This window comes from Staphylococcus sp. ACRSN (assembly GCF_022346615.1).
Classification (GTDB): Bacteria; Bacillota; Bacilli; order Staphylococcales; family Staphylococcaceae; genus Staphylococcus.
Window position 1 is genome coordinate 93,148 of sequence record NZ_JAKRNS010000011.1, and the last position, 24,407, is coordinate 117,554.

The 24,407-nt window shown below is 31.1% G+C and carries 25 protein-coding genes; 9 read left to right on the forward strand and 16 right to left on the reverse strand.

Translation table 11 applies throughout. From position 1 onward, the window contains the following. Positions 1-216: 216 nt before the first annotated feature. Positions 217-1,518: a penicillin-binding protein PBP4 gene (pbp4, locus tag MHZ36_RS10975; protein ID WP_239231675.1), complete on the forward strand. Its 1,302-nt coding sequence runs from the start codon at positions 217-219 to the stop codon at positions 1,516-1,518. A 314-nt stretch (positions 1,519-1,832) separates the two neighbouring features. Here the strand turns inward: pbp4 and tagD are convergent, their stop codons facing one another. The 4 genes from tagD to MHZ36_RS10995 all read right to left on the reverse strand — a co-directional run bounded on the left by tagD (position 1,833) and on the right by MHZ36_RS10995 (position 5,428). Continuing rightward, positions 1,833-2,231, reverse strand: a complete 399-nt coding sequence (gene tagD / locus MHZ36_RS10980) for a glycerol-3-phosphate cytidylyltransferase (protein WP_239231676.1) — start codon at positions 2,229-2,231, stop codon at positions 1,833-1,835. Positions 2,232-2,323: 92 nt separating this feature from the next. After that, entirely contained in the window at positions 2,324-3,382 is a 1,059-nt protein-coding gene (locus tag MHZ36_RS10985; RefSeq protein WP_239231677.1) for a glycosyltransferase family 2 protein, read from the reverse strand. Continuing rightward, positions 3,379-4,473 (reverse strand): teichoic acid glycerol-phosphate primase TarB, encoded by a 1,095-nt coding sequence (tarB, locus tag MHZ36_RS10990; RefSeq protein WP_239231678.1) that lies wholly within the window; start codon positions 4,471-4,473, stop codon positions 3,379-3,381. The genes MHZ36_RS10985 and tarB overlap by 4 nt, the downstream gene beginning before the upstream one ends. Positions 4,474-4,627: 154 nt before the next feature. Beyond that, positions 4,628-5,428 (reverse strand): ABC transporter permease, encoded by an 801-nt coding sequence (locus MHZ36_RS10995; RefSeq protein WP_239231679.1) that lies wholly within the window; start codon positions 5,426-5,428, stop codon positions 4,628-4,630. 379 nt (positions 5,429-5,807) lie between these two features. Here MHZ36_RS10995 and tagH point away from each other — a divergent pair, with 379 nt between their 5' ends. Further along, a complete protein-coding gene (gene tagH / locus MHZ36_RS11000; protein ID WP_239231680.1) occupies positions 5,808-6,602 on the forward strand; it encodes a teichoic acids export ABC transporter ATP-binding subunit TagH in 795 nt (264 codons plus the stop codon). A 219-nt stretch (positions 6,603-6,821) separates the two neighbouring features. On the opposite strand, the gene tarA is transcribed toward tagH, so the two are convergent. After that, positions 6,822-7,568, reverse strand: coding sequence for an N-acetylglucosaminyldiphosphoundecaprenol N-acetyl-beta-D-mannosaminyltransferase TarA (gene tarA, locus MHZ36_RS11005; RefSeq protein WP_239231681.1), 747 nt, complete (start codon positions 7,566-7,568; stop codon positions 6,822-6,824). Positions 7,569-7,865: 297 nt separating this feature from the next. Between tarA and MHZ36_RS11010 the strand changes: the two genes are divergently transcribed. After that, positions 7,866-8,609, forward strand: a complete 744-nt coding sequence (locus MHZ36_RS11010) for a M50 family metallopeptidase (RefSeq protein ID WP_239231682.1) — start codon at positions 7,866-7,868, stop codon at positions 8,607-8,609. A 217-nt stretch (positions 8,610-8,826) separates the two neighbouring features. On the opposite strand, the gene MHZ36_RS11015 is transcribed toward MHZ36_RS11010, so the two are convergent. After that, positions 8,827-9,471, reverse strand: a complete 645-nt coding sequence (locus tag MHZ36_RS11015) for a metal-dependent transcriptional regulator (protein WP_239231683.1) — start codon at positions 9,469-9,471, stop codon at positions 8,827-8,829. Between the two features lie 120 nt (positions 9,472-9,591). Between MHZ36_RS11015 and MHZ36_RS11020 the strand changes: the two genes are divergently transcribed. The 3 genes from MHZ36_RS11020 to mntC are packed head-to-tail and all read left to right on the forward strand — an operon-like array spanning position 9,592 to position 12,096. Continuing rightward, positions 9,592-10,323: a metal ABC transporter ATP-binding protein gene (locus tag MHZ36_RS11020; RefSeq protein ID WP_239231684.1), complete on the forward strand. Its 732-nt coding sequence runs from the start codon at positions 9,592-9,594 to the stop codon at positions 10,321-10,323. Positions 10,324-10,339: 16 nt separating this feature from the next. Further along, positions 10,340-11,173, forward strand: a complete 834-nt coding sequence (locus tag MHZ36_RS11025; protein ID WP_239231685.1) for a metal ABC transporter permease — start codon at positions 10,340-10,342, stop codon at positions 11,171-11,173. After that, positions 11,170-12,096: a manganese ABC transporter substrate-binding lipoprotein MntC gene (gene mntC / locus MHZ36_RS11030; protein ID WP_239231686.1), complete on the forward strand. Its 927-nt coding sequence runs from the start codon at positions 11,170-11,172 to the stop codon at positions 12,094-12,096. Before MHZ36_RS11025 ends, mntC begins: the two co-directional genes overlap by 4 nt. Positions 12,097-12,426: 330 nt before the next feature. On the opposite strand, the gene MHZ36_RS11035 is transcribed toward mntC, so the two are convergent. The 9 genes from MHZ36_RS11035 to MHZ36_RS11075 all read right to left on the reverse strand — a co-directional run bounded on the left by MHZ36_RS11035 (position 12,427) and on the right by MHZ36_RS11075 (position 21,509). Continuing rightward, a complete protein-coding gene (locus MHZ36_RS11035) occupies positions 12,427-14,478 on the reverse strand; it encodes a cation:proton antiporter (RefSeq protein WP_239231687.1) in 2,052 nt (683 codons plus the stop codon). A gap of 610 nt (positions 14,479-15,088) precedes the next feature. Further along, entirely contained in the window at positions 15,089-15,535 is a 447-nt protein-coding gene (locus MHZ36_RS11040) for a Na+/H+ antiporter subunit G (protein WP_239231688.1), read from the reverse strand. Beyond that, the gene (gene mnhF2 / locus MHZ36_RS11045) at positions 15,510-15,812 is read right to left on the reverse strand and encodes a Na+/H+ antiporter Mnh2 subunit F (RefSeq protein WP_239231689.1); all 303 of its coding nucleotides are present in this window, start codon (positions 15,810-15,812) and stop codon (positions 15,510-15,512) included. The genes MHZ36_RS11040 and mnhF2 overlap by 26 nt, the downstream gene beginning before the upstream one ends. Beyond that, positions 15,809-16,291, reverse strand: coding sequence for a Na+/H+ antiporter Mnh2 subunit E (gene mnhE2, locus MHZ36_RS11050; protein WP_239231690.1), 483 nt, complete (start codon positions 16,289-16,291; stop codon positions 15,809-15,811). The genes mnhF2 and mnhE2 overlap by 4 nt, the downstream gene beginning before the upstream one ends. After that, positions 16,288-17,790, reverse strand: a complete 1,503-nt coding sequence (mnhD2, locus tag MHZ36_RS11055; protein ID WP_239231691.1) for a Na+/H+ antiporter Mnh2 subunit D — start codon at positions 17,788-17,790, stop codon at positions 16,288-16,290. Before mnhD2 ends, mnhE2 begins: the two co-directional genes overlap by 4 nt. Then, complete coding sequence (gene mnhC2 / locus MHZ36_RS11060; RefSeq protein ID WP_239231692.1) at positions 17,783-18,130, reverse strand: Na+/H+ antiporter Mnh2 subunit C; 348 nt, start codon at positions 18,128-18,130, stop codon at positions 17,783-17,785. Before mnhC2 ends, mnhD2 begins: the two co-directional genes overlap by 8 nt. After that, positions 18,127-18,552, reverse strand: a complete 426-nt coding sequence (gene mnhB2 / locus MHZ36_RS11065) for a Na+/H+ antiporter Mnh2 subunit B (protein WP_239231693.1) — start codon at positions 18,550-18,552, stop codon at positions 18,127-18,129. The genes mnhC2 and mnhB2 overlap by 4 nt, the downstream gene beginning before the upstream one ends. Beyond that, complete coding sequence (locus MHZ36_RS11070) at positions 18,539-20,935, reverse strand: DUF4040 family protein (RefSeq protein WP_239231694.1); 2,397 nt, start codon at positions 20,933-20,935, stop codon at positions 18,539-18,541. Before MHZ36_RS11070 ends, mnhB2 begins: the two co-directional genes overlap by 14 nt. 22 nt (positions 20,936-20,957) lie before the next feature. Then, positions 20,958-21,509: a tyrosine-type recombinase/integrase gene (locus MHZ36_RS11075; protein WP_239231695.1), complete on the reverse strand. Its 552-nt coding sequence runs from the start codon at positions 21,507-21,509 to the stop codon at positions 20,958-20,960. A gap of 148 nt (positions 21,510-21,657) precedes the next feature. Here MHZ36_RS11075 and sroA point away from each other — a divergent pair, with 148 nt between their 5' ends. Both sroA and MHZ36_RS11085 read left to right on the forward strand, forming a co-directional pair. After that, complete coding sequence (gene sroA / locus MHZ36_RS11080; protein WP_239231696.1) at positions 21,658-21,864, forward strand: sigS mRNA-stabilizing protein SroA; 207 nt, start codon at positions 21,658-21,660, stop codon at positions 21,862-21,864. 14 nt (positions 21,865-21,878) lie between these two features. Next, entirely contained in the window at positions 21,879-22,097 is a 219-nt protein-coding gene (locus MHZ36_RS11085; protein WP_239231697.1) for a DUF2922 family protein, read from the forward strand. A 561-nt stretch (positions 22,098-22,658) separates the two neighbouring features. Here the strand turns inward: MHZ36_RS11085 and MHZ36_RS11090 are convergent. Then, a complete protein-coding gene (locus tag MHZ36_RS11090; RefSeq protein WP_239231698.1) occupies positions 22,659-22,922 on the reverse strand; it encodes a hypothetical protein in 264 nt (87 codons plus the stop codon). 243 nt (positions 22,923-23,165) lie between these two features. On the opposite strand from MHZ36_RS11090, the gene MHZ36_RS11095 reads away from it, so the two are divergent. Next, on the forward strand, positions 23,166-24,095 hold the full coding sequence (locus MHZ36_RS11095; protein WP_239231699.1) for a DMT family transporter: 930 nt from the start codon (positions 23,166-23,168) through the stop codon (positions 24,093-24,095). Positions 24,096-24,407: the final 312 nt, after the last annotated feature.

Consider the following 24,407-nt stretch of genomic DNA (forward strand, 5'->3'; position numbering starts at 1 on the left):
TTACCTCTTCTGAAATTTGTTATGTATTAATAATGATTTAAAACACAAGTTGAGAAGCGATATATTAATCTTAAAAATCAATTGTAATTTTTAATAAAATACATGTACAAAACAATATTCCGCCCTACTTTTAGCGATACAATAGTTTTGCTAACAACATACAATATGCTAAACTAGTTCTATTATTAAAAAACAGAATATGTTAGAGGGTATGTTATGTTTAAAAGACTAATTTTGACAATTATCGCTTTATTTTGCGTCAATGTAATTATAACACCTTTTGCCAATGCGGAAACAGTGACACCTACCCAAGCGGCAAATCAATATGGTTATAATGTATCTGACGCTTACCAACCAGAAGGTGCAATCAACATCTCACAATCTGGACAAGTATTATATCAGTACAACGCAAATAAAAAATGGTACCCAGCTTCTATGACTAAACTTATGACAATGTACCTAACACTTGAGGCAGTTAAAAAAGGTGACTTATCTTTAAACGACAAAGTAAAAATCACTAACGATCACTATCGTATGTCCACCCTGCCCGAGCTCAGTAATACAAAACTTTATCCGGGTGAAACGTACACAATAAAAGAATTACTACAAATCACTGTTTCTAATTCAAGTAATGCTGCAGCATTAATTTTAGCGAATGAAGTTTCTGACAATACTTCTGATTTCACAGATAAAATGAATGAAAAAGCTAAAGAAATAGGTATGAAACACACAAACTTTGCTAATCCTACTGGAGCTGAAAATAAGCAATTAAAAGATTTTGCTCCTAAAAGGTATAAAGATGAAGATAATTCTACTTCTACTGCTAAAGACTACGATATTTTATCTCAACGTGTGATTCAAGACACACCTAAAATTTTATACTTTACAAAGCAACTAGCACCTACACAACACGGCGTAACTTATTACACATTCAACCATTCACTTGATGGCGCCGATATGAGTTTAAAAGGTACAGATGGTTTAAAAACCGGTTCTAGTGACCAAGCGGATTACAATCATACAATTACAACTAAACGTGATGGTTTCAGAATAGTTCAGACAATCATGGGTGCAGGTAATTACAAATCATTAGGTGGCGAAAAGCAACGTAATATGATGGGTAATGCTTTAATGAATATGTCGTTCGATCAATATAAATATGAAAAAGTACTATCTAAAGGTGAACACAAAATCAATGGTCATACATATTACGTAGAAAAAGACCTTTATGACGTATTACCAAAAGATTTCGATAAAAATGATTATAAATTTGTAATCGAAGATAGCAAAGTACATATCGAATATGATCGTGAATTTGTTTCAAGTAAGTATGGCCCACCATCTGTTGATGTAAAAAAACCACTGGTACACAAAGCAACGACCGTTGTGAAATCAACATGGGACGACCATCCAATCTTAACATTATTAGGTACTTTACTTATTATTGCAGCGATTGCAATCGTGGTTTACTTAATTATAGACACAATCAGAAAACAATCATCTAAGAAAAAACGTTAACGTATTAGTTATTTAAGTAAATACAAATCACTATATTTTTGCGTACAGAAAGCCGATTGAAATATCAATCGGCTTTTCTATTTTTTTAAAAGCATTAAATGTAAAATCACATATAACTACGAAGTATTTTAGCGAGAAGCTTGAAGGAACAGGACAAGCTGAAGATTACAGGCTGAAGCTGTCCCCTAAGAAAGCAAGCAAACAATTTGAAGTATTGAATAAAAAGAAGCACTCAGATAAATTAAACCAATTTATCTGAGTGCTTCTTTTCTATAATTTATGTTTCAGAATCGTTTTCTTCTTCTGAACAATAATTATTTTTCAGAATCACCATATAATTCTTTTTTAATTTTCGTAGTTGAAATACCTTCAGTACGATTTAAATATATTACTTCACATTTATCTTTAAGGAAGTCAAACTCGCCTTCCCAGTCATGACCCATTACAAATTTATCAATTTCATAACGATCAACATCAATTTCTTTTTGACCCCAACCATTTTCAGGAATAACAAGATCAACGTATCGAATTGATTCTAACATCATTTTTCTTTGTTCAAAGTTATAATATGATTTTTTGTTTTTCACACGATTAAATTCATCAGTTGATAATGCAACGACTAAATAATCGCCCATTTCTCTTGCTCTTCTTAACAGTTCTATATGTCCGTAATGCAACAAATCATATGTTCCATAAGTAATTACACGTTTCATTCGTTTAATCTCCTTAACATAAAATTAAATTAAAATTTACATTTTTAAAAATTATAGCACAACAATCATAAGTTTACGAATATTCGAAGAATTTAACGTTTAAGATATTGTTTGAGTTTCTGCTTTCCTCTGAAGGATGTGCGTTTTGGCAATACTTCAACTTTAAATCTATAATAATGTGGTCGTCCAATACCAAACCTTAATAACGCTTCTCTCCACTGGCCATATAATTTTTTATTCCATTTTGTTGAACCTTGTTCAACGACTTTGATAATTCTAAATAGTGCCTCTCCGTCATAATCTGTTTGTTGCATAGCTTCTAGATAGCGTATGACTACATCTAATAATGACTGTGACAATGCGCTATTTTTTGTAATATATGCTTGTATTAAATAGCTAACGATTAATTCATCCATACGATAGCTATAATATATTCGTTGCTCTCTTAAAGGAAGTAATGGCATTACTCTATTCCGAACTTCCTTTGCATCTGCCATATATTCAATAAACTCTGATGCTCTCCGATGCGTAACTGAACCTACGACTTCGTTGTAACCATAAACAATTTCAGGTATTAATTGAATATCTTTAGCTTTTCTATAAGCTTGAATAATAAAATAATGCTCTTCACAAAATACAATATTTTCATCAAAGCGTAAATCTTTATATTTAGCACTAAACATTTTAGCTCCTGGGCCAATAGATTGCATCATTTCTGGGCATTGCGCTAAATTAACTATTTTATTTTCACGCAACACTTCATGTGTCACAATTGGTTTCCAATCTCCAGATGCACCACGACCAATCTGCCCTATAACGATTTCAACGTTTTCATCTTTTTGGTAATTTTCTGCCATTAAATCAATTCGACTGGGAAGGAAAATATCATCCGCATCTAAAAACATAAACATGTTTCCTGTCACGTATGTCAAACCTACATTTCTACTTGCAGCCGCACCTTTATTCTGTTGTTCAATTACTATGATATTTTTAAATTCTTTTTGTATCTGCTCAAGAACTTTTTGCGTTTCATCTGTAGAACCGTCATTAATACAGATCACTTCGTAATCATGTTTTGTATCTATCGAAGCTATCGCACGTCTAATTGTATCTGCCGCGTTATAAACAGGAATAATTATCGAAATCTTCATGCTTTCACCATTTCCTCTATATATTGTATTACTTGCGTTAGACTTTGAGTTTCGTTATATTCATGCCATTTTGAAAATAAAAGCTGAAAATCTCCATCATTTTCTTTTAATTTCTGAATTAATTCTCCTTCATCATATGCTTTATATTGAGTTGGAATATCATAATAAAAATGATTCAAACCCCGTTCCGCTTCATATTGTTGCTCATCATAAACATAAAATAATGTAGGTTTATTTAATAAACTCGCCTCGATAGCCAATGAACTGTAATCACTAATTATAATATCAGCCATAATCATTAAAGATTGTAAGTTAATCGACGGCTGTTGCTCTATTGCTATAGAAGGATGCAACTTACTAAATAATGTATAATTAGGCAATGCTGTTTCAAACTTTTGTTTATCTATAGTTCGATTTGCTTGATGATGTTCACGATAAGTTGGAACATATACCGCTACTTTTCCTTTAATACCATATTGTTGTTTTAACTCTTGTTGGCGTTGGGTGATATTTACTGTTCGATATGGTACGAGTCTAGGCAACCCAGTTCTAAGCATCTGTTCATCTGATGCACCAAAAGATGATTTAAAACAACTAATCATTGGTTCTCCCCCAACAATATATTTATCCGTTGCATCATATACTTGTTGGTACTGAGCGACTATTTTTTTATTATTTAAATCAACTTGATGATCCGTTAACCCAAAATTTTTCAACGCACCTGTTGCATGCCAAGTTTGAATAATAGTTTGACCCTGTTTTTTTTGAAAACCTCCCATAAGTAAATAATATGTATCAATTATAATTACTTTAGCCGAACTCAAACATTTTAAATGTTTATATATTTGTTTATTTCCTGCTAGTACATATTTCACATGTTTTAAATGTTGCGTATATTTTTTATGCTTCTCTTTTCCTATTACAGTAATTTGATAATCACCTTTCCGATTAAGGGCTTCTATGATTGGTAGAACATCCTCGGGAAACGTCATCATAATAACAATTTCCTGTTCCTTTATTTTCTTTTTACTAAAAAATAAATTCAAAAACTTAGTCATACATATATATATAGCTTTAATTATCTGTCTCAAAATTTTCACCGCCAAATGGATTTGTTTCCTCAGTTTCTTTATTATATCTATCTTATAATAAAATTTATAGAAAAATCCTTCGACGACCCACAAGTCATCAAAGGATTATTTGTATTTTGCTTATTGAATTAATGTTTCAGTTGGAATATATAACTTACATAAAGTCAGCAAAATGATCTCTATATCTCATGTGTAAAATTGAGCCAATCATAAATAGGAATAGCACAATAAATAAGTTATATAATGTTAACTCCCAATGTGTTATAAAGTACCATTCTTTATGTAGTACTGCAGAACGATAGGCTTCTGCTAAATAATAAATTGGATTTAATTGCATCACTTGCTTAACGATACCTTCTGGGGGCACGATAAGAATTGAAGAAGCAAAGAATACCATTCGCATTAACGCTTGAATTGCTTGTTGTGTATCTTTCACAAGCACACCTAATGTAGAAGTAAATAACGCTATCGTCGATGTTAATATTAAAGCAAAAGGCACATATAAAATTAATTGCAACGTATAAATCGTTGGATAGAATCCAGATAGCATGCATAATAAAATGACGACGACCAATAATGCCAAATGCCCATAGAATCTACTCATAACAATATATGACGGTATAATAGATAACGGAAAATTCATCTTCGCTACATGATTATATTTTGTAGCAATTGCTTTAGTCCCCTCTAATACACCTTGGTTAACGAAGAACCACATACTAATACCAACAAGTAACCAATATATAAATGGCACACCATCAACATCGCTATTACTTCGAATTCCTAAACCAAATACAAACCAGTAAACCATGATTTGTAGCGCTGGGTTAATTAATTCCCAAGCCATGCCTAAATAATTGTTCGTATTTGAAATTTTTAATTGGAATTGGGCTAATCTTTGAATAAGATAAAAATTCTTGATATGTTCTTTAAAAACAACCCACACAGCATTCATTTAAATAAACCACACTTTCAATCGATTTGACTATATTTTTAATCTTCATTAAACTGGCTTGAAAATTTTTATTAAAAGCTTTAATTACTATCATAACAATTTATCTATCATCTTTTAAATATTATAATTTTTTATATTTACAATAAAGTTGCTTTTTATAGTTCATTACATTTACTATTTCTTGTTACAATGAAATAAAAACAATAAATTTTTTATCTTAATAGTTGATTTTATACGAATTATTAAGTAAACTTTAACAACTGTATAAGTCTAAAAATAGTAAAATAGTACTCACTTACTTTACAATAGGTTAATAAATTTAACAACTAATATAATATATAATATACTTGAAGTAACTGTAAATAAGGAAGGTAAAAATATGAATGTATCGGTTAGCATTGAAAATGTAACTAAAGAATACCGTATTTATCGAAACAATAAAGAACGGTTGAAGGATGTTATCATACCTTTTCACAAAAATAAAACTTTCTACGCGCTTAACGATTTATCAATTACAGCATATGAAGGCGATGTGATTGGTTTAGTCGGTATCAATGGTTCAGGAAAATCCACATTGAGTAATATGATTGGTGGATCTCTGTCTCCAACTGAAGGACATATTGACCGAAATGGAGATGTTAGTGTTATTGCAATTAGCGCAGGTTTAAATGGGCAATTAACAGGTATCGAAAACATCGAGTTTAAAATGTTATGTATGGGTTTCACACGTAAAGAAATTAAAGAGTTAACACCTCAAGTTATCGAATTTAGTGAATTAGGTGAATTTATATACCAACCTGTTAAAAAATATTCTAGTGGTATGAGAGCTAAACTTGGTTTTTCAATAAATATCACGACAAACCCTGATATCCTAGTAATCGATGAGGCATTATCCGTAGGTGATCAAACATTTGCTCAAAAGTGTCTAGATAAAATTTATGAATACAAGGCCCAAGGTAAAACAATCTTTTTCGTCAGCCATAACATGAAACAAGTCCGTGAATTTTGTACAAAAATTGCTTGGATTGAAGGCGGAAAATTAAAAGAATATGGTGAACTTGATGAAGTATTACCTAAATACGAAAAATTCTTAAACGGTTTTAAAAAGCGCTCTAAAAAAGAACAAAAACAATTTAGAGAAGAACTTGATGCATCAAGATTCGAAGTGAAATAATCTAAACACAAATAATTATAAACTATAAGTAAAATGCCCTACTAAGTAACGTCTAGTCACTGACGAATACTAGAAGGGCACTTTTTTTATCCATTATAAAAACGATAATTTCCAGCTTGTATTATATGTAAGATCATAGTTAACCGTGTCCCAAGTATAATGCTATCTTAGTTACATTCTAATTAAACAAATCTATGACAAAGGTATTACATTAATACATTATTTTTTGAATTTTGCTTTGAAAACATTAAAAATAAACTTAGGAATCGCTTTTGTTCTACCAATTCGTTTCCAATCTATAATCACGCGATACACCCATTCCAAATTCAAAGTTCTAAATAATTTTGGCGCACGCTTTTTCATTCCACTAAATACTTCTAATGAGCCACCTACACCCATGAACATAGTTTGTTCAAATTGATTAGCATGTCGCTCAATCCACAATTCCTGTCTTGGATAGCCCATTCCTATAAAAATATAGTCAGGATTAAATGATTTAATTTGTTGTACTACCATTTCATCCGACAAGTCAAAAAAGCCATGATGAAAATCAAATGCCACTTCAGGAAACTTTTCACTTAAACGTATATAAGCCGCCTTAACAATTTCGTTTTCTGCTCCTAATAAAAACACTTTTTGGTGTTGTTCATTCGCAATGTGAAGGCAAGTTTCCATCAATTCAATACCCGGCACTCTCTCTTTTAATGGTGTTTGTAGTAATTTGGAAGCCATGACAACACCTGTTCCATCTGCTACGACATAATCTGCTGAATTAATTAAGTGCCTATACGTTGTATCTTGTTGTGCATAATCTACAATTTCAGGATTAGCAGTTACTATAAATAAATTGTCTAATAATTGCGATTTAAAAAAACTTGTGATATTTTCTTTCATTTCGGACATGGTTACATTATCAAAAAGTACTGATAAAACATCTACTTTTTGTACTTGTTTGTGCTCATTCATTTATCAATTTCTCCTATCTGCATATTACCAATTACACATACTTAATTATTATGGTCATTTTAACATATTCAATTTGTCTAACCTATTTAAACCAAAGTTAAATAACTAATATAAAGATACATCAAAAGTCTAAATGATTAATGTTTTTATTTCCTTTATAATGCTATATAAAGATACAATCAAATATTATGATGCTTTTAATTTTTTAAATAATGGAGATTAACCATAAAATACTGGTTATAACTCACGCATTCATATATTAAAGTATTATTGACAATTAAAATCGAGGTATTATTTATGACATACATACATGATTTTCTTAGCTACACGATAAAATTTAATATTTTTTGGGTCATTTGTATAGCCATACTCTATATTGTGATTCATAATTATAGACACAATGCTATCAACCGTTTTTTAGATATCTATCTAAATTATATTCCTGTTCTCACACATGAGTTTGGGCATATTTTATTCAATAAGATAAGTAATGGAAAGGCAAAGGATCTGGTAATCGTGGCATCTCCTACTGAACGTGCTAACACGTCGCAACAAGGTTATGCAATCACTCAATCTAAAGGTCGACTTGGTCAAGCTATCACAACATTCGGTGGCTATGTAATGCCCCCGCTGATGTTACTTATCGGTTTCACAGCAATCCAATCAACATATCCAAGTCTATTTATTGCAGCATATTTAATTATCTTTATATATTTCTTTATCTTAACTTCAAGAAAAGTTTTGCCCACATTAATTATTTTAATTTTAATACTTATATTATATAGCTTGTTTCATAGTGATAATCAATTTATGATGACCTATATCATCACATTTACCTATCACTTTATAGTCGGTGTTTTACTTGGAGAAGTGTTACAATCCTCTTGGACAATAGGTAGATTGACCTTCTCACCGCATACTGTAACTTGGGATGGCAGTACACTAAAAGAACTGACACATATACCAACTACTGTATTTAGTTTGATTTGGATATTTTTTAACCTTTTTATTGTTTACTTATTATTCACAAATTATTTTTAAATTAAATTCACAATCAAAAGCCGTTGAAACCAATTCTATTTATGCATGTTAAATATTTGATAGGTTAAGCTTACCATTTGCTGACCTATATCATATTTATATATAAAAACAGATTGTTAGCAGGATTTAATCCTATTCGCTAACAATCTGTTTTTTGTTCCTCGTTGATATGTACTCATTATACAACTACTTCAATACAGGAATTGCTACAAAAATTTTATTTCTCTGCATAAATATGTTCTGCATTATCATAGCTTAAAATCGTTATATTTTCATCTTTCTGCACTATAATCACTTTATTAGTATCATCTTTATTTACTATCTTAATCTCTTCATCAATAAGAATATCTTTGCTAGTTAAATATACCAAAAGCTCGGTTCTGTCTCTTACACGCTTGATTGTCACCTTATCTTCAGCTTCAAATGATAATAAATTATTTGTATATAGTTCTTTATATTGATTATCTCTCGGTATCACTCCACCATGTGGGCATGTGACAGGATACTCTAATAATTTATCTAATCTATCTACGAACAAATGCGAAACGCGATGTTCTAATACCTCTGCCTCTTGATGAACTTCTTCCCAATTATACTGTAATACTTTAATTAAAAATAATTCTAACAATCTATGACGTTTAATTATGTCTAAAGTATAGGTTAATCCTTGTTCAGAAAGTTGTACACCTTTATATGGTTTGGTCATAACATAACCAGATTTCTCTAACCGATTAACCATTTCACTGACAGAAGGTGGCTTAATATTTAAATACTGTGACAGTGTTTTATTTGAAACGAATGAACGGTCCCCGTCATGCGTTAATATCGCTTTTAAGTAATCTTCTTTTTCTTCAGTTAGCATTGTCTCACCTCTCAACTCATTCACTTTATTGTATCACGAATCTACTTGACACGCTAAAAGTTAGTAGTATATGATAATATAAATTAGGTTAACCTAAAATTTAAATTAAGGAGGGCTAACGTGTTAAAAATAAAGAATTTAAATCTTACTTTAGGGAATAAAAATGTCTTAGAAAATATAGATTTAGACATACCTATATCAGGGGAAATTATTGGTATTATGGGACCAAACGGCGCTGGTAAATCATCGTTGCTAAAGTCAATAATCGGAGAATTCAAATCAACTGGTGTAGCTAATTTACAAGATTGCCCTGTACAAAATGCGCTTAAGGATATCACATATATCCCTCAAAAAGCGCATATCGATTTAGATTTTCCAATAAAAGTGGAAGATGTCATTTTATCTGGAGCTTATAAAGATATCGGTTGGTTTAAATGGGTTACAGGGGAAACTAGACTGAGACTTAATCAATTGTTAAAAACTTTAGAGCTACAGGAATTACGACACCGTCAAATATCTGCTTTAAGTGGCGGTCAATTACAACGTGTGCTCGTAGCCCGTGCACTAATGACCGAAAGCAAACTTTATTTGCTCGATGAACCGTTTGTAGGGATTGATTTCCACAGTGAACAAATTATTATGTCACAGTTACGTCAATTAAAGGATGAAGGTAAATTGTTACTTATCGTCCACCACGACTTATCTAAAGCAGAAAAATATTTTGATCGTGTCATTCTCTTAAATAAAACGATTCGCTTTTTTGGAGATAGCGCTATAGCAATGCAACCCGATTATTTAAATCGTACATTCCTAAGTGCTACTTCTCAAGATGAAGGCGAATTAGCACAGTAGAAAGGACGTAACTTATATGGATTTCATTCAACATTTATTTGACTATTTGTTTCTAAGAAATGCCTTAATCATTTCCATTGTTGTAGGTATCGTCTGCGGTACTGTGGGATGTTTAATTGTTCTTCGTGGATTGTCACTCATGGGTGATGCAATGAGTCATGCTGTACTACCTGGTGTAGCATTATCATTTTTCTTCGAAATCCCAATGTTTATCGGCGCCTTAGTAACAGGAATGATTGCAAGTATATTTATTGGTTTTATCACAAAAAGCAGTAAAACCAAGCCCGATGCAGCCATCGGTATTAGTTTCACAGCTTTTTTAGCAACTGGTATTATCCTGATAAGTGTAATCAATAGTACAACGGATTTATACCATATTTTATTTGGGAACATACTAGCCGTTACACAAGCAACATTTTGGTCAACAATCATCGTCGGCATAATCGTAATGATACTTATTATTACTTTTTATCGCCCGCTAATGGTGTCTACATTTGATCCAACATTCAGTAGAATGAGTGGTCTTAATACAACATTAATTCATTACTTTGTAATGTTGTTATTATCACTCGTAACCGTTGCTAGCATTCAAACTGTAGGTATCATCCTTGTCGTAGCACTATTAATAACACCTGCTTCAGCAGCATTTTTGATAGCTAAAAAATTGCGCACGATGATGATTATTTCAAGTTGTATAAGTACGATTAGTTCAATTGTCGGTCTCTACTTTAGTTATGTTTATAACTTACCTAGCGGTGCGATGATTGTGCTATGTGCATTCTTTATTTATATTCTTGTGTTTATTGGTAGCAAGCTTAATTTCTTTAAAAGGGAAGGACAAACAGTATGAAAAAAATAATTTCAATCGCTCTTATTTTCTTATTATTTTTAGCTGCTTGTGGCAATGGGAAAAATGAAACAAGCTCAAATGAGAAAGTCAAAATTGTAACAACAAATTCTATTCTATATGACATGGTTAAAAATACAGCAAGTAAAAATGTCGAAATACATAGCATCGTACCTGTAGGTCAAGATCCTCATGAATACGAAGTTAAACCTAAAGATATTAAAGCATTGACAGATGCAGACGTTGTATTCTACAACGGACTTAATTTAGAAACTGGTAATGGATGGTTTAAAAAAGCATTATCTCAAGCTAACAAATCATTAGATGATGACAGAGTAATTAAAGTTTCTAAGAATGTAAAACCTAATTATTTAAATGGTGCAAAAGAAGGCGATGAATCTAAACAAGATCCACATGCTTGGTTAAGTTTATCTAATGGTATTAAATATGTTGAAACAATCAGAGATACCTTATTAGAAAGAGATAAAAATCACAAAGATGAAATCAACAAAAATAGTAAAAAGTACATAGCTAAGCTAACTGACTTAAAAAATGAAAGTCAAGAAAAATTCAATGACATTCCTAAAAATGAAAGAAACATGATTACGAGTGAAGGTGCATTCAAATACTTCTCTCAACAATACGACATTAAACCTGGCTATATTTGGGAAATTAATACAGAAAAGCAAGGTACGCCAGAACAAATGAAACAAGCTATAGATTTTGTTAGAAAAAATAATCTTAAGCACCTGCTTGTAGAAACAAGTGTAGACCATAAGAGTATGGAAAGTTTAAGTGAAGAAACAGGTCGCGATATTTATGGCGAAGTATTTACTGATTCAATAGGTAAAGAAGGTTCTAAAGGAGACTCATACTACAATATGATGAAAGAAAATATCGAAACAATTCACGGTAGCATGAAATAATATGAAATTGAGGCTATTAACCTCTTTGAGGTGAATAGTCCCATACCGTACGTTACCCTCCTAAAAACGTACGGTATGGTGGTATTCAAGCCTTAAATAATCTCCCAAAAATCATAAATGGTAGGCTCCTCCCCCCATTTATGGCATGTAGCGTCTAGGTAATATGCCTAGAAAAATTATTTGAAGTCTATCACGGTAAAACGATTTGATAGACTTCATTTTTTATTTGTAAATCTTCAAACTTATCCCTAAAAATAAAAGCGTGATAAATAGTGTATATACTAGATTTATAGTAATCAATACACTTATTTATCACGCTTTTTTATATAGTTAATCCGTTAAACTATCAACAATGATCATTTCATCATAATTAATCGCTTCTCTTATTTTCAAAGCAGTTGCCTCACTGACCTCTTCTTCTTCAATAAGTTGATTAAGAATTCGACGTTGCTCTTTTAAAGCAACTAATTTTATTTTCGTAATTGAATTTTCATTTTTAGGGTTAAAGAAATTAGATGGTGTTAAGTTATCGGTACGTAGTAAATAACTATCACATACCATACCTACTTCTAACTTATTGTCTTCAGTTGTTTCTTTTGCTAACCTACTAACTACTCTATAATGAACTGTTCTCATCACGTTTGAAATTTCTCTCAAGTTATCTACTACCGATAATGAAGAAGCTGCATTTGTTTTCACCTTATTTTTAATACGGCGTTTTAATAACATCGCTCTTAACTCTACTTTAATACGTTGTATTAATGATGCTTGTTTATACACTTGAGTACGTTCAGAATAACGCATATAGTTGTCTAAAACATTGGTTGTTATGTCCCCATTTTCAACTAAACCATTCAATGTTTCATTCTCAACATCGAAAGCGATTTTTTGTAACCTCTGTAGCTCTTTCGTATTTTCATCTTCATTTTCTACCGTTCTGATAAAAGCCAATTTATCATGATAGTCTTTGATAACATTCCCATATTGGAAACTAGAATCCACTGTAGACATTTGATTCAAGCTATCAATTACTTTTTCTAAAATATATACACGAGCCTGCTTGAAATTCATTCCATTAATCTTTGGTGGCTCTGCATTTGGTGTAGCAAATGGTAAAATTATTTGCGCTACAATAAGACTGATTAAAACCATTCCAGATGCAACAAATAATAAATCATCTCTAAATGCAAAAGAATGATGATTAGCTAACATATAAGGTAGCGTCAATGCGATTGCTAGTGAAATTGTTCCATGCACACCACATAGCGTCATAATAAAAGCATACATACTACGTTTAGGTGGCGCTTCTGTAGATTTTTCTTCATCTTGATTGTAAGAAATCATCTTTTGGAAGGGACTGACAGGTAAATAAAAATACGGATATAAAACGAAAACCCATAAAAACCTAAACAGATAAATCGCCAATGCAATTAAGAATGTTACAACTATTAAAAATACAAGGTTGTGCGGTTCATTTTCGATAATTCTACCGACTACCTCAGGTACTAAGAAACCTAAAATTGTAAAGACAAAACCATTTAATGCATAACCTAATATATTCCATGTATGGTTATAACTCATTTGCAATCGTGTACGCGCTTGTGCAATTCTGTCTCGTTCAAATCCATGAACAAGACCAGCTACTACGGCCGCAATAATGCCTGATGCATGGAACATTTCTGCTACTAAATATGTTACAAATGGTGTAACAAGTTGAATAAATGTAAACATATTTATATTTTCAATACCACGGCGTGTCAATGTTACTCTAAATCTTACTAAAGCAACACCTATAATAATACCAACTATAAAACCACCAATAGATGAAATTAAAAATTGTGATATTGCATTAGTAATAGAAAAGGCACCTGTGACAAGTGCGGCTACAGCAATTTTAAAAGATATGATACCTGCAGCATCATTTAATAATGATTCACCCTCTAAAATTGTCATAGATCCTTTCGGTAATACTTTCCCATTCGTAATTGCTTGAACTGCTACAGCATCGGTAGGACAAAGTATTGCTGCTAGCGCAAATGCAGCTGCCATCGGTAAATCTGGCCATATCCAGTGTACGAATAAACCAACAACGATAACTGTTGTGACTACTAAGCCTAAAGCCATCATCAACACTGGTTTAATATAACGTCTCAAATGAACACGCGATACTTTAACACCTTCTACGAAAAGCAATGGTGCAATTAATGCTACCATAAATAGTTCTGTATCGAATTGAAATTCAACCGGAATAGGTGTGACGTATAAAAGCATCCCCAAAATAATTTGAATAAAGGCAAGTGGTACCTTAGGTAAGAAAGTATGTACAAATGAACTAGCAATAACAAGCGCTAAAAAGATAAGTATTGTTTCAAATATTTGCAAAGTTTCACCTCTTTTCTATTTGATATTTACTGTTCATAATTGTTGAGGTTGAAACATAAATCAATTTCCCATGAATGAACTATACAAATGTTATTATTCATAATGGAATAACTATGAATAAGTGATTTACAATTCACCTTGTGATTAATATTTTAAAAATTAACACAATTACAAATATATATTATTTTATCATTTTTTTAGCCATTGATTAAATGTATTGCACTCGTTTTGTAATATTTCTTCTACAAAACAATACAATCGATTAAAATTTTTCCTATAAATTATTAATTATAAGTTGACTGTTTACTTTAATTAAAATATAAAGCTCAAAATTTAATTTTTTTCTACTTGTCTGGATATAGTTCATTCATTTACTTATTATTTAAATACTTCAAAAATAAATAAGAACTATTTTTGGTTTCACTTTTATATCGCTTCTTGAAACAAATAAAGATTGAACGAAAATTAGTTTTATCTTAATGACACAGAATTGCTTATAAACAAAAAACGTTAATTTCTATATTATATCAATAGAAATTAACGTTTATTCTTTAGTCAGTAATATTTATATACCAAACTCGTATCATTTTTCAATAACTAGATCACTTGATTAAAAATCATGATCTTGTTCATATGTTTTACGTCTTTTTGCTTCACGCACTTCAGCACGTTTTTTTAATTGATCAAATGTATTATTCTCGCTAGCACTTAACAAAATACTCGACTGTCGAGGTGCGTCACTTTTTCTATACATATACGCGCCTGTTCGATACGCGGCGCGAGAAATCAAGTGTCCTCCAACTGGAGCGGTTAAGTTAATAAACACCAAGGCCAAGATCATTCTAACACTGAGGTAACCTTGTGATGAAATAAAGTATATGATAACACCGACAAGTGTTAATAATACAGATAACGTTGAACTTTTCGTAGAGGCATGGCTACGTAAAAATACATCTTGGAATTTGATTAAACCAATCGCACTTATCAATGCAATGATGCTCCCAAGAAACATCATAAACGCTGCAATTAAATTAATGATTTCGCTTGTTATTTGCATTAAATACGTGCCCCCCTTCGATAAATCGAGAAATAGATACAGAGCTTACAAATGAGATAATTGCAATTAACAGAATTGAATCTAAGAAAGAAAATGTACCAAATATAATGCTTAATACGCCTACAATTGCCATTAAAATTGCACTCGCTGTATCAAACGCTACAACTCTATCTGCAGTCGTAGGTCCTTTAATAATTCTAAATAAAGTAAGTAACAGTGCTATTCCAAATATGATTAGTGAACTCGTGATAAAAAAGTTAATTAGACTGTTTATCATTCTGTCACCTCCAATATAAGACCTTCATATTGTTGGATACTCTTCAATAGTTTACTCTTTTCTTTTTCAGATACATCTATCGCATGTATAAAGAATTTTTGTTTCTTCTTAGAAATTCTAATTACCGTGGAACCTGGCGTTATGATAATTAGAATTGTTAAGAAGGAAACTTCCCAATCACTGGCTAACTTAGTTTCATACGTCACCAATCCAGGATTCATTTCTTTTGTCTTAAATAGTATATAATTTATCGTGGTCATACTTGAGGTGATTAATTGATATAGATACACAGCTAAAAACTTAATTGCCACCCATACTTTTTTCAAATAAAATTGTTGTCCAAAGAACCGATGTAATATATAAATAACAATTAGTCCTATTAAATACCCTGCAAAGAAAGTTGAAATTTTAAATGACTCTTCATCTTGAAACAATACCCATAAAAAGGCGATCACAATGTTTAATACGACTTGTCTCATTTTTTAACCTCCTTTTCAAGGTTAGGGTTAACTGTTTTTTCATATAATCCATCGTCCATATTTAAATGTGTGGCATTTTCAGTTACTTTAAAGATAACAGGTGCAGCAATACCCATTGCAAGTACCGTAGCAACTAGAATACCTATTAATCCTTTTCTATAGGCTGGAATCTCTTTAAACTCAACGGCTTCTCCTGTTTTGTCATTTCCGAGATACATTGTAAAAAATACTCTAAACAAACTAAACATTGCTACAAGACTTGTTAATATCATTAATGCTAAACCGATATAGTTCCCATTTTCAATTGCACCTTTAAATATAAATAATTTACCTGGAAAACCGCTAAATGGCGGTACGCCTCCGATTGCTAAAATCATTACTACAAAAGCAACTCCAAAAAATGGCTGTTGTTTGGCTAAACCAGATAAATTCTTATAATGTCGATAGCCAGTTATATAAACTAAACTTCCAATAATAAAGAATAAAAGTGTTTTTACTACAATATCATTTACCAAATAAAAAATTGCGCCATTCACACCAGAGAACGTCTGTGTCCCTAGTCCAAAAATAATAAATCCAATAGATAATATAACTTGATATGCCGCTATTTTCTTTATGTCTTTATAAGCCAATACGCCAAATGCACCAATTAGCATCGTAATACATGCTAAAAATACTAACAATGGATGTGATATCGATTCATGTTCATCAAAGAGTAGCGTAAAGAACCTTATTAACGCATATGCCCCCACTTTTGTCATCAATGATGCAAACAAAGCTGCAAGTTCTGTATTTAATACTGCATACGCTTTTGGTAACCACATAAATAAGACAAGCGCTGCTTTTGCACCAAAAGCTACCAAAAACACCATTGAAATGATAACAATAGAGCTTTCATCTTTCATTTCTTCCAATCTAGAGGCTACAAGCGCAAAATTCAATGTTCCTGTTAATTTATATAACATTCCTATACCAATTAACAATAACCAAGAACCAATGATATTCAGCACTACATATATAATTGCTGCACGCAGTTGCTCGATAGATTGACCAAGTGTAATAAGAACAAATGAAGCTAATAACATAACCTCAAACATGACATAAACATTAAATAAATCCGCCGTTAAAAATGAACCAATAACACCAACAGTTAAAAATAATATAAAACTTGGTAAATAATAACGTATTGCTCTTTTTTCAGCTCTACCAAAGCCATATGCCATAATTAATGTGACGACAAAACTAGACGCAGTTACCATCAATAAGCTTAATGTATCCCCTACAAACTGTATACCAAACGGTGCTTGCCAGCCACCGAAGTCTAATTTAATCGGTCCATGATTCATAGCTGAAATTAATAGAAGTAATGAAATCAAAGTAGTCAATGCCATCGTTCCGATTGAGAAGATTCGAGACAACCTACTTTGTGTGCGTATAAAAACAAGTAATAATGCACAAACAGCAGGTAATAATAATGGTAAAATCAACAAATTACTCATCGTTGTCATCATCTCCTCTCAGCACATCAATTTCGTCTTCTTTAGTCACTCTGTATGTTCTATATACTAATACTAGGAGGAAAGCAGTCATTGCAAAACCAATCACAATTGCAGTTAAGACAATCGCTTGCAACAATGGATCTACAAAATCTTTACTACCATCGCTTATTAATGGCTCTACCATATTTTTTCCATATTTCCCCATACTCATAATAATTAAATTACCAGCATGTGTGTAAATTGAAATACCAATTACAATTCTTATTAGGTTGATTGATAATATCATGTACGTTCCAATAAATATTAAAAAGCCGATAACTAACAGTAATATTAAATTCATGAGCGACCACCACTAATGGATAACATAACAGTGACAACCACACCAACAACCGCTAGAACAATGCCCGCTTCAAATACTGTTATTGTCGTAAGATGCACCTCTCCCAATATCGGTAAGTTCACGTATGCTTCTGCCTGGTAAAGGAACGGTTTACCAAAAAACATAGGTATAATTGCCATAACAAATGACACGAGTGAACCTATAATCATTAAAATTCTAAAATCAAGAGGTAGGGAGACCAATACTTGTTTAACATCGAATGCAAGGAACATTAATAAGAATGCCGAACTAAAGATTAAACCACCAATAAATCCACCACCAGGGTTATTATGACCTGCTAAAAACAGATAGAACCCGAATGTTAATAATATAAAAACTACGATTTTCGTGACTGTCCGTAATACAACATCATTCTCTTTCATCTTGTCCCCTCCGATCTTTAAAGTTAAGTAATGTATAAATACCTAAACCAGCAATGATTAATACTAATCCTTCAAATAAAGTGTCCAACGCTCGAAAATCTCCTAGTATCGCATTTACGATATTTTTACCACCTGTTAATTTATATGCATCATGGTAATAAGTAGAAATCGTCGGCATAGCGTTACTCTGTTGAGCTATAAACACTAATGTAACTACAATAATAGCCATTAATAATGATACGACAATTTTAACTGCCTCACGTTTTTTATGAACTTTAGTTCTAGGCACGTTTGGCAATCTTGAAAAACTTACTATAAATAGAATTGTAGTAATCGTTTCTACTACTAATTGTGTTAAAGCTAAATCTGGTGCTTTCATTAAAATAAAAAATATAGTGACACAATAACCAATAATTCCATTTAATATTACCATCGTTAATCTTTGTCTTATAAAGGTTAATGCGATACCTAATACAAAGACGACGATAAGTGTAATAACCTCTAACGGACCAAATTCACTTACATGAATTTGATGTACTTTTGGAAATCCTGCTCGAATAATGCCATACGTAACAATCATAATAAATATGATTAAAGTAATTGTTATATAATGATTCAATCGATTATTCATCAATGCGCGAATACTATAACCTGAATAATATTCGAACTGTTTATATGTACCAAGATACATTTCTGAAATCGATGTAGTTTTAACTTGTTGCGCGTATTTTTTCCAATCAATTTTTAACGCTGCCGTAATACCGACTATAAAGACAACAAGACTTAGAATTAACGGTAAATTAATTCCATGCCATTGCGAAATATGAGGCGCTAAATAATCTGCCTTATTTCCAAAGGTGATATTTCTAAATGCTGGCAATATAATATAATGTGCAAATATATTAGGCACAAAGAAAATCACAGGTAAGAGCAGCATCATTATCAATGAAGGTAACGTAAATAAAAATGGTTCATGTACATTGTTTGCAGGTATTTGTGACACTTTATATTCTCCCCAGAATACTTCTTTGATCATATAAACCGCATAAATCAATGTGAAAATACTTGCCACTACACCAACTATATCAAGCAATAATGTTAACCATATATTAAATTGAGACAATTCATGAGCACTTACTAACCCTTCAAAAAACATTTCTTTACTTAAAAAACCATTTAAAAACGGTATACCGCCCATAGATAATGCTGAAATCAACATTACAATATGTGTTATAGGTAATACTTTCCTTAAACCCGAAAGTTTACGTATATCTCTCGTTCCAGTTTCATGATCGATGATACCTACACCCATAAACAACGCACCTTTATATAATGCATGGTTCATTAAATGAAATAGCGCTCCAAATAGGACTAAACTATATACTTTTGCCATATCATCACTTGGATGTTGTACAACACCACCACCAATACCTACCATAGAAACGATCATACCTAACTGACTGATTGTAGAATATGCAAGTATGCCTTTCAAATCATATTGACGAATGGCATTTACTGCTCCAAAAATCATTGTTATTAATCCAACAAATGTCACACAATAAATATAAAAGTTGCTTAATCCCAATACAGGTGTAAACCTAAATAATAAGAAAATCCCTGCTTTAACCATTGTAGCTGAATGTAAATATGCACTCACTGGTGTTGGTGCTACCATTGCTTTTGGCAGCCAAATATGAAAAGGAAATTGTGCAGATTTTGTGAATGCTCCTATTAAAAGCATAATAATAATCGGTATAAATAACGGACTGTTGGCAATTTGATCACTTTTATTCATAATAGTTGAAATTGTATTTGAACCAGTAACCGTATAAATCATAATAAAACCTGTTAGCATTGCCAAACCGCCTAAAACAGTAATCATAAATGATTGCAATGCCCCAAATTGACTGTCCCGATTGCTATACCAATAAGCGATAAGTAAGAAGGAAGATACACTTGTTAATTCCCAAAATACATATAATAAAATAGTGTTATTTGCAGTAACTACACCTAGCATACTAATCATGAAAAGTAATAAATATATATAAAAACGAGGTAAATCATCATGATCTTTAGACATATAACGCGTAGCATAATAAAATACTGCAACACCAATTAATGATATTAATAGACTGAAAAACAAACTTAATCCATCTAATCTAAAATCAATATTTATATCTAATGAAGGTAGCCAAGGTATCTTAATTGCGATAAATTTACCTTTCATGACATTCGGAATTTGCCATAAAAAATAAATTGCCGAAATCACTGGTGCCAACATTACAATATTCCCAGAAATACGTTCTAGTTTTTGATGCGTATAGGTAAATAGCAATAATACCATTAACATCAACAGAAAACTCAATAAAATGATTAAACTCATATTGTCCCTCCTTTAGTATTAATTATAAAGTTAAAGCAATAGTAGTATTGCTTTTCTTCGTTGATATACCGATAAATTTCATCGTTTCAAACGTCGTTTGATGACCTAAATACTTTTGGATGATAGAAATAGAAATACCAGATTGATATGCATGATAAGCAAATGTTTTACGCAATGTTGTTAAGCCAATATGTAACATTCCCAACTCATCAGCTGCTGCATGAATAATACGGTATGCTTGTTGTCTAGATAATCCTTTTAATGTTCTATTTGATTGAAACAACAATTCATCGTCTTGCAATTTCTGATGATCAATGTATTGCGATAGCTCTCTCCTCAACATTTCCGGTAAGCGTATATGGATATTTGGTGCGTGATCTTCTAACCAATAGGTTTTAATATCGTTTTGCACACCTCTTACATCTCCAACACTTAAGTTTAACAATGCAGAAAGTTTAATACCTGTATGTATTGCAAATTTAAATAATAAATAATCCCTATTCGATTTACGTTTAAGCACTTCATACATTGCCTTTATTTCTTTAATATCCCTAATCGGATCAACTTGATTCATATATCCACCTCTATAACTATTAAATGTTTCATATTTAATGATATATGACATTTAAGTAACATTAAAGTTTTTTTACTTAATTTTTAAAATTTTTTTGCCCAATTTAATGATTCGTTTCGATATATATAGTGAAAGGAGGTTAGCAATTATGAATAATGTCAATCAACTATCACTTAATATGACACGCACAATGTACGATAAAGATGGAAAAGCTAAAATTGTTAAGCGTCACTTTTCAAATTTAAATACTGAAGCGACAAACGATCAATTAAAAAGCTTTAAAACAATTATCGAACAAATTACTGGTGAACATTATGAATCACTTGAGGTCATCAAGACAGAAGAAATTAAATAAGGAGGAGAATGATTATGTCACAAACATTAGAACTTATATTCAATGATGCAGTAAATAAAACTGTGAAAATTCAATTACCTAATATTGAACATTTTGTAAATGAATCAACTGTAAAAGAAGGTATGAAAAAATTGTTAGACTTAGATTTATTACGCCCAAAAACTGGAATTCCTACAAAAGTGTCTTCCGCACATATTATAGATAAAACTACTAAGGTATTATTTGATAATTAAATTTCACTCTAATTAAAAACATATGCACTACTAAAAGTATATAAAAGAAAATAGTATTTACAATAAAGGGTTAGATCATGAATAAATCATTATTACCATATAGTATAATATTGGATTATTCAACAAATAGAAATAACGAAATTATATTTGTTCCTACCCTTTTAGAAGGTTAAAATCCTATTGTATTTACTTGTTAATTTTGTAAGTAATGCCATCTATATTAAATTTATAGGGACATTACTCAATAAATCAAAAAGTAATTTAAGTGTAATTGTCTATATAAAACTGAATAGAACGATTCAAAACAGGCTGGGACATTGATAAATAATGCCCCAGCCTGTGTCATATTTTGTACAATAAATAACAGAATTGACAAGTTTTAAATTATAGCTTATCAAATTTAGTTATTCATAATCATAGTAAGATAATAAAGCGTAAAGCCTTTTAAAAAGCTAGATTTCTAACCAACTGTATTATTGAGTAAGAAATAATCTATTTTAAATTTATTGGTATTTCATTTATGTCTAGCTTACTCCATTTATTTAAACTTTAAATATACACTTATAAATTTTTATCGACTGATTTTTCGTTATTTTCATTCATTGGTCTTAACCTTACAGTATCACCAAAAAATATTTTTTTCTTTCCCAATTTTTTGCACAATGTGTATTGTTCAAAAACATCAATAACTTGCGCTAAATTTTTATATGATCTTTTAGGATTCAATACTTCGATAAATTGTTGATGCTTAATTCCATCATTAATACCTGCATCCACAAAAAAAGTTTCTTCGTCTAATAGACGAATAATAGATAATTGCTTCAATATTTTTTCCACCAATTCTACTAATCTAATACATGATAAATACATATATAAAACAAAACAACTAATTAATTATCAGTTGTCCAAAACACAAAAAGATAACTAAAACTATTCTATAACATTTTTTGTGTTGTGTACATCATTATTGCGAGTTATTATATAAATCTTATCAGAAATATAAATATATGAAATCTAACTCCTATGCTATATAATGATAGAGATAAATTTATTAGAAAGAGTGATAAAATGTTTCTCTTATATATCATTGGAATTATTGCCGGAATGGTTGTCCCATTCCAAACTTCTATCAACTCTAGACTCAGTGTTTATACTAAATCTTCATTTTATGCATCTACAATCTCCTTTGGGACAGGCACGATTTTCTTAATTATTATTAACTTAATAGCAAATCCACATGTATTTACATCTTCATTTTACGATAATCAAACTTTTAGTTATATTTGGTATATCGGTGGTATGCTAGGTGTTATTTTCTTAACTGGTAATCTCGTGTTATTACCTCGATTAGGTGCTTCGCTTACAGTAGTAATGACCGTTGCGGGACAAATTATTATGGGGGTACTCATCGATACTTTCGGATGGTTTGGTGCTGAACACGAACCTTTTACTATTTTCAAAGTAATTGGAGTCTTGTTGTTGATATTCGGCATTATATTAATGAATTATGTACGTAATACAAATAGAACAAAGAAAGCAAATCCTACTTTTTATATATGGCTTATCATTGGTTTCGTATTTGGATTTTGTCCCCCTATTCAAACAGCAATTAACAGTGCATTGGGTCAGCAAATACATTCTTCAGTGATGGCAGCACTCGTTTCTTTTACAGTAGGAACGATTGTACTATTTTTCCTAACTTTAATTTTTAATCGTAGTTTAAAATTGACAACATATAATACAACTCAAGGTAAAATAAAGCCACTTTATTTTATTGGTGGTACTTTAGGTGTGATATTTGTTACTACAAACATTATACTTATGCCACATTTAGGCGCTGCACTTACTACCATAATCGGTATGCTAGGCCAAATGCTTATGGGTATTATTATTGATCATTTTGGTTTACTTGGTACGAATAAAAATAAAATTACAACTAGAAAAGTAATTGGTATTTTAGCAATTATGATTGGTATTATCTTGTTGCGTCTTTTTTAAAAATTGAAAATAAAATACTTTGCATCACTCACTACAATACTATTCCACTTGGTTAGTATTGTAGTTTTTTTAACTTAATGTTTCTAATCATCTTATTTAATCCCTGTTATATATCAAACTCCTCTTGCTAAACTTCATAAAAAAACTATATTTCATACAAAGCACGTTTCTTATTTTTGAGTACTAGCACTCAAAAAAAATAAATATAAATAAAAACTATTTGTGTAATATTAAACAAAAACTTTCCAGGATAAGTATATTATTACTTTCAAATTTTTTTCCTTTGGGTTAGCATATTAAAGGGTATTTTCT

What these genes read in the sequence shown, in the direction of transcription:
- pbp4 (WP_239231675.1), top strand. Translation starts at nt 217, where the DNA reads ATGTTTAAAAGACTAATTTTGACAATTATCGCTTTATTTTGCGTCAAT.
- tagD (WP_239231676.1), bottom strand. Translation starts at nt 2,231, where the DNA reads ATGAAACGTGTAATTACTTATGGAACATATGATTTGTTGCATTACGGA.
- MHZ36_RS10985 (WP_239231677.1), bottom strand. Translation starts at nt 3,382, where the DNA reads ATGAAGATTTCGATAATTATTCCTGTTTATAACGCGGCAGATACAATT.
- MHZ36_RS10995 (WP_239231679.1), bottom strand. Translation starts at nt 5,428, where the DNA reads ATGAATGCTGTGTGGGTTGTTTTTAAAGAACATATCAAGAATTTTTAT.
- tagH (WP_239231680.1), top strand. Translation starts at nt 5,808, where the DNA reads ATGAATGTATCGGTTAGCATTGAAAATGTAACTAAAGAATACCGTATT.
- tarA (WP_239231681.1), bottom strand. Translation starts at nt 7,568, where the DNA reads ATGAATGAGCACAAACAAGTACAAAAAGTAGATGTTTTATCAGTACTT.
- MHZ36_RS11010 (WP_239231682.1), top strand. Translation starts at nt 7,866, where the DNA reads ATGACATACATACATGATTTTCTTAGCTACACGATAAAATTTAATATT.
- MHZ36_RS11015 (WP_239231683.1), bottom strand. Translation starts at nt 9,471, where the DNA reads ATGCTAACTGAAGAAAAAGAAGATTACTTAAAAGCGATATTAACGCAT.
- MHZ36_RS11025 (WP_239231685.1), top strand. Translation starts at nt 10,340, where the DNA reads ATGGATTTCATTCAACATTTATTTGACTATTTGTTTCTAAGAAATGCC.
- mntC (WP_239231686.1), top strand. Translation starts at nt 11,170, where the DNA reads ATGAAAAAAATAATTTCAATCGCTCTTATTTTCTTATTATTTTTAGCT.
- MHZ36_RS11040 (WP_239231688.1), bottom strand. Translation starts at nt 15,535, where the DNA reads ATGCAAATAACAAGCGAAATCATTAATTTAATTGCAGCGTTTATGATG.
- mnhF2 (WP_239231689.1), bottom strand. Translation starts at nt 15,812, where the DNA reads ATGATAAACAGTCTAATTAACTTTTTTATCACGAGTTCACTAATCATA.
- mnhE2 (WP_239231690.1), bottom strand. Translation starts at nt 16,291, where the DNA reads ATGAGACAAGTCGTATTAAACATTGTGATCGCCTTTTTATGGGTATTG.
- mnhD2 (WP_239231691.1), bottom strand. Translation starts at nt 17,790, where the DNA reads ATGAGTAATTTGTTGATTTTACCATTATTATTACCTGCTGTTTGTGCA.
- mnhC2 (WP_239231692.1), bottom strand. Translation starts at nt 18,130, where the DNA reads ATGAATTTAATATTACTGTTAGTTATCGGCTTTTTAATATTTATTGGA.
- mnhB2 (WP_239231693.1), bottom strand. Translation starts at nt 18,552, where the DNA reads ATGAAAGAGAATGATGTTGTATTACGGACAGTCACGAAAATCGTAGTT.
- MHZ36_RS11070 (WP_239231694.1), bottom strand. Translation starts at nt 20,935, where the DNA reads ATGAGTTTAATCATTTTATTGAGTTTTCTGTTGATGTTAATGGTATTA.
- MHZ36_RS11075 (WP_239231695.1), bottom strand. Translation starts at nt 21,509, where the DNA reads ATGAATCAAGTTGATCCGATTAGGGATATTAAAGAAATAAAGGCAATG.
- sroA (WP_239231696.1), top strand. Translation starts at nt 21,658, where the DNA reads ATGAATAATGTCAATCAACTATCACTTAATATGACACGCACAATGTAC.
- MHZ36_RS11085 (WP_239231697.1), top strand. Translation starts at nt 21,879, where the DNA reads ATGTCACAAACATTAGAACTTATATTCAATGATGCAGTAAATAAAACT.
- MHZ36_RS11095 (WP_239231699.1), top strand. Translation starts at nt 23,166, where the DNA reads ATGTTTCTCTTATATATCATTGGAATTATTGCCGGAATGGTTGTCCCA.